The 15,051-nt window shown below is 64.9% G+C and carries 4 protein-coding genes; all 4 read left to right on the top strand.

The window, feature by feature from the left end:
* The first annotated feature begins 313 nt into the window (after positions 1-313).
* The 4 genes from U5A67_RS01575 to U5A67_RS01560 all read left to right on the top strand — a co-directional run bounded on the left by U5A67_RS01575 (position 314) and on the right by U5A67_RS01560 (position 15,045).
* Entirely contained in the window at positions 314-10,228 is a 9,915-nt protein-coding gene (locus U5A67_RS01575; protein WP_321814274.1) for a non-ribosomal peptide synthetase/type I polyketide synthase, read from the top strand.
* Between the two features lie 3 nt (positions 10,229-10,231).
* Positions 10,232-12,493: a condensation domain-containing protein gene (locus U5A67_RS01570; protein WP_321959668.1), complete on the top strand. Its 2,262-nt coding sequence runs from the start codon at positions 10,232-10,234 to the stop codon at positions 12,491-12,493.
* Positions 12,494-12,554: 61 nt separating this feature from the next.
* The gene (locus U5A67_RS01565) at positions 12,555-13,715 is read left to right on the top strand and encodes an SGNH/GDSL hydrolase family protein (RefSeq protein WP_321814272.1); all 1,161 of its coding nucleotides are present in this window, start codon (positions 12,555-12,557) and stop codon (positions 13,713-13,715) included.
* Between the two features lie 343 nt (positions 13,716-14,058).
* Positions 14,059-15,045, top strand: a complete 987-nt coding sequence (locus tag U5A67_RS01560; protein ID WP_321814271.1) for a cupin-like domain-containing protein — start codon at positions 14,059-14,061, stop codon at positions 15,043-15,045.
* Positions 15,046-15,051: the final 6 nt, after the last annotated feature.

The following is a 15,051-nucleotide window of genomic DNA, read 5'->3' as shown; positions in this document are numbered from 1 at the left end:
CGCAAGGATGCATCTTTATCGCCTCGCCAATGCCCTCCTCTCGCCCATTGCGTAAGGGTCATCCGCAGTGTCGTGCTGCCGCCACGCTCGTGTGTGCGTCGGCGAACGGACAGCCCGCGCACTCAAACTTAAATTTTACTTACAGAAAATTTCGCACCCGCCGTATGAGCAGGGGCGCGCGCAGGCAGCGCAGTAACGGGGCTTTCCTTACGTCGTGAACTCGCCGGGGTGCAATCAGCCACCACAGCGGCGGTGACGAATCGACGATCCAGCAATTTCCAATAGCCGATCAAAACGATTGGGGGACCGGCAAATGTCGCATCGAGACGGAATTTCAGGCGGCGAGGCAAACGACGCTGGCCAGGCACTTCATGTAATTGCGCAGTTCGAGACCACCTGCGCGAGGTTCGGCGATCGTCTCGCCGCCATCGACGCCACTGGCGAAGAGCGCTATGCCGATCTGAACGAACGATCGGCCCGTCTCGCTACCGTCCTGCGGGATCGGGGTCTGCAGCCAGGCGATCGCTGCGCGATCATGGTCCCGCGCAGCCGCGACACGCTGGCGCTGATTCTCGCGATCCTGCGCGTGGGCGCAGTGTATGTACCGCTCGATCCGGCTTATCCGCGCGCGCAACTCGATTTCATCGTGGCGGATTGCGCGCCCCGCTTCGTGATCGCCGACCACGGAGACAATTCACACGGAATCCTGATCGATCTCTCGGAAGTCGTTTCGGCCTCGCACAGTGCTGCACTGGCTACTTCACATGCATGCGGGCGCAACGATCCCGCCTACATCATGTACACGTCGGGCTCGACGGGCAAACCCAAGGGCGTGATCGTCCCGCATCGCGCGATCCTGCGTCTCGTGAACGGCCAGACGTTCACGTCGCTCACGCCGCAGACGCGCTTTCTCAATCTCGCGCCGCTCGCGTTCGACGCAAGCACGCTGGAGATCTGGGGAGCGTTGCTGAACGGCGGCTGCGCGGCCATCGTCAACGAAGTCCAGCCGTCGCTCGACACCATCGCAGCCGAAATTGTACGACTCGGGGCAACCAGTGCGTGGTTCACCGCGGGCCTCTTCAACGCACTCGCCGACTACCGGCTCAACGCATTCGCCCCGCTACAGGAAGTGCTGACGGGCGGCGACGTGCTTTCACCCCTGCACGTGCGCAAAGTCATGGAAGCGCATGCGGGCCTGCAGGTCATCAACGGATACGGTCCCACCGAAAACACCACGTTTTCCTGCTGCCATCGCCTCGCGCGCGACGCAGCGCTTGCAAACGGCGACGCCATCCCAATCGGCCAGGCCATCGCGGGCACCCAAGCCTATATCGTCGACGATAAACTCGCACCGGTCGCCGATGGCGAAACCGGCGAACTCGTGGTGGGCGGTGACGGCGTCGCGCTCGGCTATCTCAATCGCGAAGACCTGACGGCGGAGAAGTTCGTCGACGATATCTTCACGCACGGCGCGAAGCTCTACCGCACCGGCGACCTCGTGCGCCGCCGCGCGGACGGCGCCATCGACTTTCTGGGCCGCAACGACCGGCAGATCAAGATCGCGGGCAAGCGCATCGAACTCGACGAAATCGAACACGCGCTGCGCGCCGCGCCGGGCGTCGCAGACGCGGCCGTGGCCGCCTTCGAAGCACGCAACGGCAAGGCCATCGCAGGCTTCGTCAAGGCCGATATCAACGCGAATACCGCGTCGGCGTTCCTCGACTCGCTGCGCGCGCATCTGAAAGCGGCCCTGCCCGACTACATGGTGCCGGCCGAATTGCGCGCGCTGCCCGAATTCCCGCTCACGCCGAACGGCAAGATCGATCGCAAGGCCCTGCTCGCGCAGATCGCCGTGCCCGCCGCGCCCGCAGCCGGCGCGCAGACACAGAACGACGCAATCGCCGACCGGCTCGCGGCCGTCTTCGACACGCTGCTCGGCAAAACCGTCGAGCGCCGCGCGAACTTTTTTGACCTCGGCCTGCGTTCGCTCGATCTGATGCGCGCCCACGCGATCATCGTGCGCGACGTCACGCCGGATCTCGCGCTGGTGGATCTGTTCCGCCACCCGAATGTCGATGCACTGGCCGCGCATCTGGCCACGCTCGCCACACTCAACACCGCGCAAGGCGGCAAGATCGAAAGCCGGCTCGCAGCACGCAGCGGCGCAGTCGCCGTGATCGGCATGGCCGGGCGCTTTCCGGGCGCGCGCAATGTCGCCGAACTGTGGGCCAATCTGCTCGCGGGTCGCGACTGCATCACGCACTTCGACGTATCCGAACTCGAAGACAGCTTCGACGACGACGCACGCCGCGAAGAACGCTATGTCAAAGCACGGCCGATCCTGCCGGACGTCGACCATTTCGACGCGGGCTTCTTCGGCATGCTGGCGCGCGAAGCCGCGCTGACCGATCCGCAACAGCGTCTGTTCCTGGAAATCGCGTGGGAAGCGTTCGAGGATGCGGGCTACGATCCCGCCGCCGTCGCCGGCGCGGTCGGCGTGTTCGCGGGCACGTCGATGAACACATACTTCCTCAAGCACGTGCTCTCCGATCGCGCCGTGATCGACGAGTTCACGAGCCAGTTCCAGATCGGCGAATATCAGAAGCTGGTGGGCGCGGGCGATTTCGTCGCCACGCGCACGGCTTATAAGCTCGGCCTCAAAGGTCCGGCGATCTCGGTGCAAACGGCCTGTTCGACTTCGCTCACCGCGATCGGTCTGGCGGTCGAGAATCTGCGCGCGGGCCGCTGCGATATGGCGCTGGCCGGCGGTGTCTCGATCACCTTCCCGCAAAAGCGCGGCTACTACTACGAGGAAGGCGGCATGGGCGCCGCCGATGGCGTGTGCCGTCCGTTCGACGCCAACGCAAAAGGCACGGTGTTCGGCAGCGGCGCGGGCGTGGTCCTGCTCAAGCGCCTCGAAGATGCCATCGCCGATGGCGACCCGATCAGCGCCGTGATTCGCGGCGTGGGCATGAACAACGACGGCGCCGACAAGGTCGGCTTCACGGCGCCGAGCGTCGATGCGCAGGCGCGCGCCATCGCCATCGCGCACGCAGAAGCGGATATCGATCCGGCGACGATCGGCTACGTCGAAGCGCATGGCACCGCCACGCCGCTGGGCGATCCGATCGAATTCGCCGGGCTGGTGCAGGCGTTCCGTCTGGGCGGCGTCGAAGGCGGCCAGTTCTGCGCGCTCGGTTCGGCAAAGGCGAACGTCGGGCACCTCGATGCGGCGGCGGGCGTCACCGGTCTGATCGCGGCGTCGCTGGCGCTGCGCGATCGCACGCTGCCGCCGCTGCTGCACTTCCAGTCGCCCAACCCCGGCATCGATGCGGCCCGCAGCCCGTTCTACTTCAACGCCGCCGCGCGCGCGTGGGACGCGGGCGCGACGCCGCGCCGCGCGGGCGTGAGTTCATTCGGTGTGGGCGGCACGAACGTGCACGTGGTGCTCGAAGAAGCGCCCGCGCGCGAACCGGCGCAAGCAAGCTCACAAACCGCGCTGCAAATCCTGCCGCTCTCGGCACGCAGCGCGGCTGCGCTCGAGCGCGCGAAAGCGAATCTCGCGAGGCATCTCGCCGCCCACCCGCAACTTGCGCTGGGCGACGTGGCCGCGACGCTGCAAACCGGTCGCCGCGCCTTCACGCACCGCTCGGTTTTGATCGCCGATAGCCTCGACCAGGCGCTGGCGAAGCTGCAAAAAGGCGCGATCGACGCCCAGGCACCGCAAGCCGCACCGGCGGTGATCTTCATGTTCCCCGGCCAGGGCGCGCAATATCCGGGCATGGGCGCGGCGCTCTATCGCAGCGAGCCGGTCTATCGCGAGTGGATCGACAAAGGCGCGCAGGCGCTCGCGCTGCATCTCGGCCTCGACATCCGCACGATGCTGCTGGGCGAAGTGCCCGACGGCGACGATACCCCGCACCCGATCCGCTCGACGATCTATGCGCAGCCCGCGCTGTTCCTCACCGAATACGCTCTGGCGCAGTTGTGGATGTCGCGCGGCGTCAAACCGGTGGCGATGATCGGCCACAGTGTCGGCGAACTGGTCGCGGCCTGCGTGGCCGAGGCGATCGGTTTCGAAGATGCGCTGCGCCTGATCGCCCAGCGCGGCGCGCTCATGCAATCAGCCGAGCCCGGCGCGATGCTGGTGGTGCGTCTGCCCGAAGCCGAACTGCGCGCAGCGCTGCCCGTAGACGTCGATCTCGCCGCCGTCAATGCGCCGTCGCTGTGCGTCGTGGCGGGCCCGTTCGCGGCCATCGAGGCCTTCGAGGCCACGCTCAAGGCGCGCGATATCGAAAATCGGCGTCTGCATACGTCGCATGCGTTCCACTCGCGCATGATGTCCGGCGTCGTCGAGGATCTCGCCGCAGTGGCGGACAGCCTGACGTTCGCCACGCCGAAGATTCCCTATGTGTCTTCGGTGACGGGCCAGTGGGCAGCGTCCGACCGGCCCGTATCGGGACGCTACTGGGCCAGCCATTGCCGCGACGTGGTGCGCTTTGGCGACGCGCTCGCCACCGTGACGGCGCAGGGCAAACCGCTGCTGCTCGAGATCGGCCCCGGACGCACGCTCGCGACTTTCGCCACCCAGGGCCTGCCCAAGGACCGCTATCAGGCCGCCATCGCTTCGCTGCCCGATTTCGCGCTGCGCGATCGCGAAGCCAGCGTGCTCGCCGAAGCCACTGGACGGCTCTGGCTCAACGGCGTGACGCCCGACTGGACGACGCTCCATCCCGAAGGCGCGCGCCGCATCGCACTGCCCACTTATCCGTTCGAACCGGAGCGGCACTGGATCGACGCCCCCGCAACAGCCGCATCCCGCCTCACCACGACGCAAGCGGCGGCCGTTGCCGCGCCGGCTTCCTCCAACGCGAATACCGACCTTTCTCCGACTGCCATGGCCCAAACCGCTCAATCCGCTCAGATCGACCGCAAACCGCGTCTTGTCGCCGAACTCGTGTCGCTGCTCGCCGAGATGTCCGGCGAAGCGCCCGATACGTCGAATCCCGATGTGACGTTCTGGGATCTCGGTTACGACTCGCTGTTCATGGGGCAGGTCTCCCGCCAGCTGCGCCGCCGCTATGACGTGACGATCAGCTTCCGCCAGATCATGAGCGACTACCCGACGCTGCCCACGCTCGCGGAATTTCTCGACGGCGCCTTGCCGCCCGACCCGGAACCCGTGGCCGCGCCGGCACCGACTCCGGTTGAAGCCGCGGTTGCGGTGGCAGCGCCAGCTCCGCTTGCAGCCACCGCCGTCGTCACGGCCAGCGCTGCGCCCGTCGCCATCACGATGCCTGTCACCGGCGACGTGCAGTCGGTGATCCGCGACCAGATCGCCGCCATGCAGTCGCTGATGACGCGCCAGCTCGAAGTGTTGCAAGGCGTGCCCGCTGCGCTCGCACAGCCCGTCGCGACTGTCGCGGCTGCGGCTCCGACAGCGGCCCCCGCACCCGTCGCAACGCCGATCGCCACCGCAGTTGGTGCCACAGCACCCGCACGCGCCAACGGCCCCGAGATCAAGTTCGAGGAAAACCGCCCCACGCGCTTCACCGCCTACAAGCCGGGCGCGACCAACTCCGCGCAAATGACCGACGCGCAGAGCGCCTTCATCGCCGATCTCACGACGCGTTACTCGGCGAAAACGGCGACGTCGAAGTCGCGCACGCAGTCGTATCGCGCCGTGCTCGCGGACCCGCGCACCGCCAGCGGCTTCCGCGAAGAGTGGAAGGAACTGGTCTACCCGATCGTCGCGCAGCGTTCGAAGGGCTCGAAGATCTGGGACGTGGACGGCAACGAATATATCGACCTCGTGAACGGCTACGGCCAGACCGCATTCGGCCACACGCCGGACTTCGTGGTGGACGCCGTCAATGCACAAATGGCCGAAGGTTTCGCGATCGGGCCGCAATCGCCGCTCGCGGGCGAAGTCGCGCAGATGTTCGCCGACATGACCGGCCACGAGCGCGTCACCTTCTGCAACACGGGATCGGAAGCCGTGATGGCCGCGATGCGCCTCGCGCGCACCGTGACGGGCAAGGACAAGGTGGTCTGCTTCGACGGCGACTATCACGGCCAGTTCGACGAAGTGCTCGTCAAGCCGGGCAGCGAAGCGGGCGTGCCGCGCGCCTTCCCGCTCGCCCCGGGCATCCCGGGCAGTTCGGTGAGCAACATGGTCGTGCTGCCCTACGCACGCACCGAAAGCCTCGAATGGATCAAGGCCAATATCGACGATATCGCCGCCGTGCTGATCGAGCCGGTGCAGTCGCGCCATCCGAACCTGCGGCCGAAGGAATTCGTGCAGCAGTTGCGCGACGTGACGGCGGCCAACGAATCGGCGCTGATCGTCGATGAAGTGGTGACCGGCTTCCGCGTCCACCCGGCCGGCATGCAAGGCTACTGGGGCATCAAGGGCGACATGGCGACCTACGGCAAGGTGGTCGGCGGCGGTCTGCCGGTCGGCGTTCTCGCGGGCAGCGCGCAATACATGGACGCGCTCGACGGCGGTCAGTGGCAATTCGGCGATGCTTCGGTACCCGAAGTACCGCCCACGTTCTTCGCCGGCACCTTCGTGCGCCATCCGGTCGTGCTCGCGGCGATGAAGGCGGTGCTCCAGCATCTCAAGGCGGCCGGCCCGGCGCTGCAGGAAACGCTCGGCACGCGCATGGACGGCCTCGTGCAACGGATCAACACGCATCTGGAGAAGGTTGGCATCGCCACGCGTGCGGAGACGTTCTCGAGCTGGTTCTACATCAGCTTCGCGGGCGAAGACCGTCTGGGGAGCCTGTTCTATGCGTATATGCGCTACCTCGGCGTGCACATCATGGAAGGCTTCCCCTGCTTCCTGACCACGAGCCATTCGGACGAAGACATCCGCAAGATCGGCGATGCTTTCGTCGCCAGTATCGCGGCGCTGCAAGCTGCGGGCATTCTTGGCAGCGCGGCGCAGCCGAGCGAAGCCACAGCCGCAGCTTCGTCGGTCACGCCCGCGCCCACGCAGGCTCCGCTCACCGAGCCGCAGAAAGAGATCTGGATGTCGGCGCAGCAAAGCCATGAAGCGTCGCTGGCGTTCAACGAATCGTTCACGCTGGAATTAAGCGGCGCGCTGAACGAAGCCGCTTTCGATCGCGCTTTCGCGGCTACGGTCGCACGTCACGACGCCTTGCGCGCGCACTTCTCGCGCGTGGGCGACACGATGTTCGCGGACCCGGCTGCCCGCGTGCCGCTCGAACAGATCGACCTGTCCGGCGAAGCCGATGCGCACGCGCAACTCGCGGCGCTCGTCGACGCAGAAGCACGCGAAGTCTTCGATCTCACGCGCGCTCCGCTGGCACGCGCGGCGCTCGTGCGACTCGAAGCCAGCAAGTGGGCCTTCGTGTTCACCGCGCATCACATCATCTGTGACGGCTGGTCGATCAACATCATCCTGCGCGACCTGCAGGCGCTCTACGCCGCCGAAGTCTCGGGCCAGACCGCCGAACTCGACGACGTGCAAAGCTTCCTCGCCTTTGCCAGCGCGCAGGACCAGGCGGGCGTGGACAAGGAAACGCGCGACTTCTGGATGAATCTGCATCGCGACAGCGCACCGCAACTCGATCTGCCGGGCGACCGCGTGCGCCCCGAAGTGAAAAGCTTCAACGGCACCTCGACGACGCGTCTGCTGGGCGCCGACCTGCTCAAGCAGGTCAAGACCGCCGCGTCGAAGCAGGGCTGCTCGCTGTTCGCCGCGCTGTTCGGTGCAGCACAAGTGCTGTTCGGCCGCCTCGCGGGCCGCGACGACGTGGTGATTGCCGCGCCGATGGCGGGTCAGTCGCAAGCCGGCGAAGCGCTGCTGGCCGGCCATTGCGTGAACTTCCTGCCGCTGCGCGTGAAGTTCGACCGCGAACTGCCGTTCGCCACGCATATGAAGGCCGTGCGCGATCATCTCTACGATGCGGGCGATCGCCAGAACTACACCTACGGCGCGCTGGTGCGCGACCTCGGCATCAAGCGCGACTTCAGCCGCCTGCCGCTGACCGATCTGCAATTCAACCTCGAAAAGGTCGATTCGCAGCTAGACATGGCAGGCGTGAGCTCGCGCTTCGCGCCGAACGCCAAGGCCTATTGCAACTTCGATCTGTTCCTCAACGTGATCGAATCGGCGCAAGGTCTGCGTCTTGACTGCGATTTCAACACCGACGTCTACGACGAAGCGACGATCCAGCGCTGGCTCGGCCACTACGAAACGCTGCTGGCCGCCATCGCCCGCGACGCCGACACGCCGGTCGCCGCCCTGCCGCTGCTTAGCGACGCCGAGATCCGCCATCTGCGCGACGAACTGAACGCGTCGCAACGCGCCTACGATCTCACGCAGACGGCACCGGCGCTGATCGCCGCACAGGCACGCAAGACGCCCGCAGCAAACGCCGTCAGCGACGAACTGGCGAGTCTGAGCTACGACGAACTCAATGCACGCGCCAACCAGATCGCGCGCCGTCTCGTGACGGCAGGCATCGCGCCGCGCGCACGCATCGCTATCGCGATGGAACGCACGGCGCTGACCGTGGCCGCCATGATCGGCGTGTGGCGCGCGGGCTGCGCCTACGTGCCGCTCGACATGACGATGCCCGCTGCCCGCCTGCGCCAGATTCTCGATGGTGCCGAAATCGCCGCCGTACTGGCCGATGCAGGCAGCCGCGCGGTGCTCGAACCGGGCGCACATCGCGTGCTGGAACTGGACGCGCTGCTCGCGCAACACGACGACACAAGCGTGACGCTGCCGCGCGTACAGGATGCCGATGCGGCCTACGTGATCTTCACGTCGGGTTCCACGGGCCAGCCTAAGGGCGTGGAAATCGCCCATCGCGCGCTTGGCAACTTCCTGCTTTCGATGGCGCAGGAACCGGGCTTCACGGCGCAAGACCGCATCGTCGCGGTGACGACCTTCTCGTTCGATATTTCGGGTCTCGAACTGTTCCTGCCGCTCGTGACCGGCGGCCAGGTGTTCGTCGCCGGACACGAGGAAGTGCGCACCGGCTTCGAACTCGTGGCACGGCTGCAGACGCAGGCATCCACGGCGCTGCAGGCCACGCCGTCGCTCTGGCGCATGCTGCTCGAAGCTGGCTTCAAGGCGCCACAAGGCTTCAAGATTCTGTGCGGCGGCGAGCCGCTGCCGCGCGATCTCGCGGATGCGCTGCTGGCAACCGGCGCTGAAGTCTGGAACCTCTACGGCCCGACCGAAACGACGATCTGGTCCGCCGCTTCGCGTGTCGAAGCCTCCGGCCCGGTCGTGATCGGCGCGCCGCTCGCGAACACGCAACTGCACGTGCTCACCGACGACCTGCGCCTCGCACCGCTTGGCGTCAGCGGCGAACTGTGGATCGGCGGCGAAGGACTGGCCACCGGCTACTTCAAACGCCCCGACCTCACCGAAGCGGCCTTCCGCGCGGTGGCGGTCGAAGGCGCCGCGCCGCTACGGCTCTATCGCACCGGCGACCTCGCGAAGCGTCTCGCCGATGGCTCGCTCCAGCATCTCGGCCGTCGCGACCAACAGATCAAGCTGCGCGGTTTCCGTATCGAGATCGGCGACATCGAAGCGGCCCTGCGCAACGCGCCTGGCGTAGCCGCAGCGGCAGTCGCGCTGCATGTGGTGGATGGCCACCCGCGCCTCACTGGCTACATCGTCGCGACGGCAGCAGGCAAGGCCGATACGGGCGTAGTGGCCGCGCACGTGGCGACGGCGCTGCCAGGCTATATGGTCCCGACGCTGTGGATGGTCCTCGACACGCTGCCGCAAACGCAAAACGGCAAGCTCGATCGCAAGGCGCTGCCGGTGCCAAGCGCCGATAGGGTGGCCGCGCCCGTGCGAGCCGCACATCCTGTGCTCAAGGAAGTGCCGCACGTTGCCGCGCCGGTCGAAGCACCTGTGGCTGCAGCCGAACCCGCAGCGCTGACGCCGACCCAGGCCACACTCGTCTCGATCTGGGGCGACGTGCTCGGTCTGCAGCAGATCGGCATCGACCAGCCGTTCTTCAGCCTCGGCGCCGATAGCCTGCAACTGTTCCGCATCGTCGCGCGCATGAACGAACGCGGTCTGGGCGTGGATGCGCGCCAGTTGATGAAGAACGTGTCGATCGCGCAACTGGCGGCCAGCCTCGACGGCGCGCAAGTGGAAGAAGTCGCCGATGTGGCCGCAGCGGCGCGGCCCTCGATCCTCAACTTCAAGCGTAGAAGCGCAGGAGGCATGTGAGCGATGAACGGGATAGCGTTGAAAATCGCCCCGGCTCCGGCGGCGGAAACCGGCTACGTGCTGTTCCCGGCGACCGCCTGCCAGGTGCGGTTCTGGCATGAGCAGAAGGCGTCGCCGCAAGCCACGGCGCTGAATATCGCGTTCCGCCTGCAGTTGTCCGGCCCGCTCGATGCCGCGAGCCTGGAACAGGTGCTCGGCGAGCTGGTCGCGCGCCACGAAATCCTGCGCACCGGTTTTCTGATGACGGCCGCCGGGCTGCGCCAGCAGGTGTGGAGCGACACGCCCTTGTGTCTGGACGTCATCGACCTCGCCGGCCGCGACGCGCAAGCCGCTCTGGCCGAGGCCGAACGCACGGGCGGCGAGCAGGCGCGCACCCCGTTCGATTTATCGTCGCGCTCGTTTTTCCGCGCCGTGTGGCTGCCGCGTTCGCTCACGCAGGGCGAACTGCAGTTGACCTTCCACTCGCTCGTGATGGACGGCTGGTCGTTCGCCATTCTCGTGCGCGAGCTGGTGGAAGGACTGGCCGCGCTGCACGCAGGCAAAGCCGTGGATTACGCCGACGTCGAACTGCATCACGGCGACTACGCGCTGTGGAAAGAGGAGTTTCTCGCCAGCGGCGCGCTGGATCGCGCACGCGCGCACTGGCGTCGCGAACTGCACGCGTTCAGCCGCTTCGAAGTGCCGGGCGACCGTGCGCGTCCGCAGGCGCGCCGCTTCCAGGGCGCGATCCGCTCGGTCCTGCTGCCTGTCGAACTCAGCGAGCATCTGATCGACGCCGCCAAGGCGCAAGGCGTCACGCTTTTTAGTGTGGCCGCCGCGAGTCTGGCGATGGCGCTGCAAAGCCAGGCGGGCGGGACACGTGTTGCGATCGGCACGCAGATGTCGGTGCGCGATCAGCAGGAACTCGAAGGCGTGATCGGGCCGCTCATCAACACGGTGATCCTGCGTCTCGACATCGCGCCCGGCAGCACGCTGGCCAGCGTCATCGCGCAATGCGGCGCCAAGCTCTGCGATGCGGTCGAACATCTGCATGTGCCGTTCGAAGAGATGGTCGAGATGGCCGGCGAAACTTCCGGTGCGGACAGCCCGCCGCTGTGCCCGGTCAACTTCGCGTTGCAGCAGAGCTTCGTCGGCATCGGAGACGAGGTACGTCGCGACGCTTTCGCCGCGACGACTTCGCCTTCGTTCAACGCGGGCGCGCTCTACGACCTCAACTTCTTCATGGTGCGCAGGCCGGAAGGCTGGCGCATTTCGTGCGAAGGCGATCTCGATCTCTACGAAGTAGAGACCATCGACGGCTATCTGGCGAAGTGGCGCGCGATGCTGGAGGCCGTGCAGATTGCGGCGCAGCAGCCAGCGGCACGTGACGCAAACGGCCAGGCCGCGCAAGCACATGCCGACGTTGGCGTGAGCGGCTTCATGAGTCGCGCCGAGCTGGAAGCGAAAGCACACAACATCGTGCGATTCAACGAGCAAGGGACGCAGACGCCCATCATTGTGCTCAACAACATCGCCGTGTTCTACGAACTCGCCCAGCAGCTTGGCGCGCATCGGCCTGTCGTCGATATGCCGATGGTGCCGAAGACGCCGCAGCACATGCCGCCGCGCGCTTTCGAGGATCTCGCCGCCGACGCCGTGCGCCTCATCAAAACAATTCAGCCCACGGGGCCTTACATCCTTATGGGTTACTGCGTGCTGGGCGCGATGGCGCTGGAGGCCGCTCACCAGTTGCGGCGCGAAGGCGAAACGGTGGAACTCGTCATTCTCAACGACTCGTGGTGCCCCGGCTATCGCGAACGCATGCCCTGGTACGACCGGTTGTTGCGCAAGGTGCAGGTGCGCATGGACGACATTCCGCGCGACTATCGCCTCGCGCGTCGCGGCGAAATGTCGATGATTCACTTTCTCCAGCAATTCCGTACCGTGCGCTTGTTGCGCCTCACCCAGCTTGCCGTCAAATTCGGATTCCTGAAGAAAGACGGCGCGAGCAACATGATCGACGAGAATCTCTGGTACGGCCGCAATATCGGCTATCTGCGCGAACAGCAGGCGCGCTATCGTCCGGCGCCTTATGACGGCGATGTGCAGATTTTCCGCAGCGCGCAGGTGCTCAAGGGGCGGCTGTTCTCGCACGACATGGGTTGGGGCGAAGTCATCACCGGCAAGCTGGTCGTGACCGAAGTGCCTGGCCTGCATAACCAGATGTTTCGCACGGCGGGCTCGGCGGTGATCGGCGGGCAACTGCGCGAGCGGCTGGGCGCGTGATCGACATGGCGAGTCATGGCAACCCGGCATCCCGCTTGCCGGGCGATGGGGTAAATGACTGATGTCCCGTTCTCGCAAAGCGTTGATGGTGGCCTTGTGCGGCGTGCTGGCCGTTACGGGGCTGTGCGCGAAGCTCGGTGCGACGGCGGGCCTTTTTCGCAAACCGCCGGCCGCCGTGGCGGTTGCGACGCGAGCCACGGCACCCGTGCGCTTCGCCGTGCTCGGCGATTCCGATAGCCAGTCCTATCACGACACGCTGATGCTCGGCGGCCCGGACATGCGCGGCGGTCCCTGGCGCGCGACCACGTGGCAATGGACCGAGGTGCTCGCGCGCCTGCGCGGGGAACAGGTCGATCTCGGCGCATGGGGCGCGTGGGGAACCGGCAAATATCGCGCGTTCATCAACGAGGCGCTGGGTGCGCCCGCACGCACGCCGCCCAAGGACGATTACCGCTATGACTTCGCTGTCAGCGGTGCGACCTGCCACCAGTTGCTGGGGCTGACGCAGCGCCAGGCGGTGCGTCTAGCCGACTTGATGGACACCGAGCCGCTCGCCTGGCGCGGCGGCGTCGTGCTGATCCGCATCGGCATCAACGACATCGGCGGCCACGACGTCATGGACGAGCTTGCGCACGATCGGCACGCGGCGCGCCCGACGGCGCTGATCGACGCCTGCGTGAATTCCATCGGCAAGGCGGTCGCGCTGATCCGCAAGCGCCATCCGGATACCCATATCGTGCTGGTGGGCATACTCAGCAACGCGGACTGGTCGGTGGAGTTCGACAGTTGGCGATCCGGGGTGTCAATCGCCAATATCGACGCCGGGCTCGATCGCTTCGACAATGGCTTGCGCAAGCTCGCATCGTCGGATCGACATATTCTTTTTCTCGACGATCGCGCATGGTTCAGGGGCCTGTGGGGCGAGCGTGACGAACACGGCTTGCCGAACTACAAAACCGTGCGCCTGGCGCCTGGTTGGGCCATCACGAATACTTCCGGCAACGATCCGCACAATGCCGTTCTAAGCGACAGCCACGCGGGCGTCGTGTGGAATGCGCTGTGGACACAGCACCTCGTCGCATCGCTGAACACCGCCTTCGGCATGACGCTCAAACCCATCAGCGATGACGAAGTCATTGCGTTTCTCAAGCCCGCCTTTGCACCCCGGCGTCCTTACGCGAACGCCGACGTCGTGCACACCCAGGCGCTTCCGCAACAATAAAACGCGCAGTCATCGCGCTCTTTACGGGCAGATCGCCAGCGGCGACTGCCCGTATTCGTTTTTCTCTACTCCGAAAAATCCCGACACGAATTTGAAAATACATTCATTCAACTTCTAATTCCGACATTGTCCATAACGTTATTTGCATTCCGTTTACTATTCTGACTATCTGCCAAATGTGCGCTTACGAACTGAATACACTCAATCCGATGATGTTTAATAAAGCGTGATAGACAGGGAAATTCCGGGTAAGCAACGGAAGGCTGGTGTTCGACAACGAACATGAGCGGCATAACCACGCTAGTAGCCTGTAGACAGGTGTTCCCCAACCTGTGAGGCTGCCATGTCGATAACTGGCGATGATGCTGCGTGGACAGAAGAATTACTCCAATGCTACCCGGACGATAATGTTCTTAAAGCGTCGAAGAATGAGTTCAAAAGCAAATTCAATCTTCATTCTTTTAAATTCAACCATAACCTGCATCAAAGCGGTTTATTCGAAATTCCCAGAATCAGGCAGGTCGCGCAACGGATGATGGATCGCAACGGCAACTTCTGCGCGATCAATTTCAAACATGGCTCGCTGGATACCAAGTTCAGTGCGATGCCCCATAGCAATCAACTGGACGAGGCGTTTTCCCTGGTTGGCGAAAGCACGACATGGATCAAACTCACTCAAGCGCAACACTACGACCCGGAGTATGCGCAGGTGCTCGATCAGGTGACGGCCGAACTCGAGGACCTTGCCGATTTTCCGCTGCGCCGGGACATGACATGGCGAACGATGACGCTGATCATCGCCTCGCCCATGATTGCCACGCCGTTCCATATCGATCACGAAACCAATTTTCTCTTCCAGATACAAGGCTCGAAAGATGTCTGCCTGTTCCCGGCGACCGATCGCGAGCTGGTCCCGGATCAGGAAATAGAACGCTATTACGGCGGCAACTTCGAAGCCGCGCATTATCGTCAGCAGTTGCAGGATCGCGGCACGATCTTCCGGTTGTCGCCGGGAGAAGTCGTTCACCATCCCTCATTGGCGCCGCATTGGGTGAAGAACGACAACAATATTTCGGTGAGCATCAGCATCAGCTATTGCATGAAGTCGCTCGAACGCCGCGCAAGGGTTTATCAGGCTAACTATATTTTGCGCAAGATGGGGCTGCATCCCGTATCGCCCGGTGTATCGCCGCTGCGTGACAGGGTGAAAAGAAAGGTCATGTCGACGCTGGAACATCCGCATCCGCAGACCTTTTCGGAAGTCGTTCACGAACCGCTGAACCGGTTCAAATCACCGCTGAATGCAGTGAGACGGATCGTCAAACGCTGAGCGCGA

The organism is Paraburkholderia sp. J69-1 (assembly GCF_905220255.1).
In the GTDB taxonomy this organism is placed as follows: domain Bacteria; phylum Pseudomonadota; class Gammaproteobacteria; order Burkholderiales; family Burkholderiaceae; genus Paraburkholderia.
The sequence above is the reverse complement of the archived record's forward strand: the minus strand, read 5'-3'. Positions and strand labels throughout refer to the sequence as shown.

Coding starts and splice junctions, on each gene's coding strand:
- U5A67_RS01575 (WP_321814274.1), top strand. CDS start 314: ATGTCGCATCGAGACGGAATTTCAGGCGGCGAGGCAAACGACGCTGGC.
- U5A67_RS01570 (WP_321959668.1), top strand. CDS start 10,232: ATGAACGGGATAGCGTTGAAAATCGCCCCGGCTCCGGCGGCGGAAACC.
- U5A67_RS01565 (WP_321814272.1), top strand. CDS start 12,555: ATGTCCCGTTCTCGCAAAGCGTTGATGGTGGCCTTGTGCGGCGTGCTG.
- U5A67_RS01560 (WP_321814271.1), top strand. CDS start 14,059: ATGTCGATAACTGGCGATGATGCTGCGTGGACAGAAGAATTACTCCAA.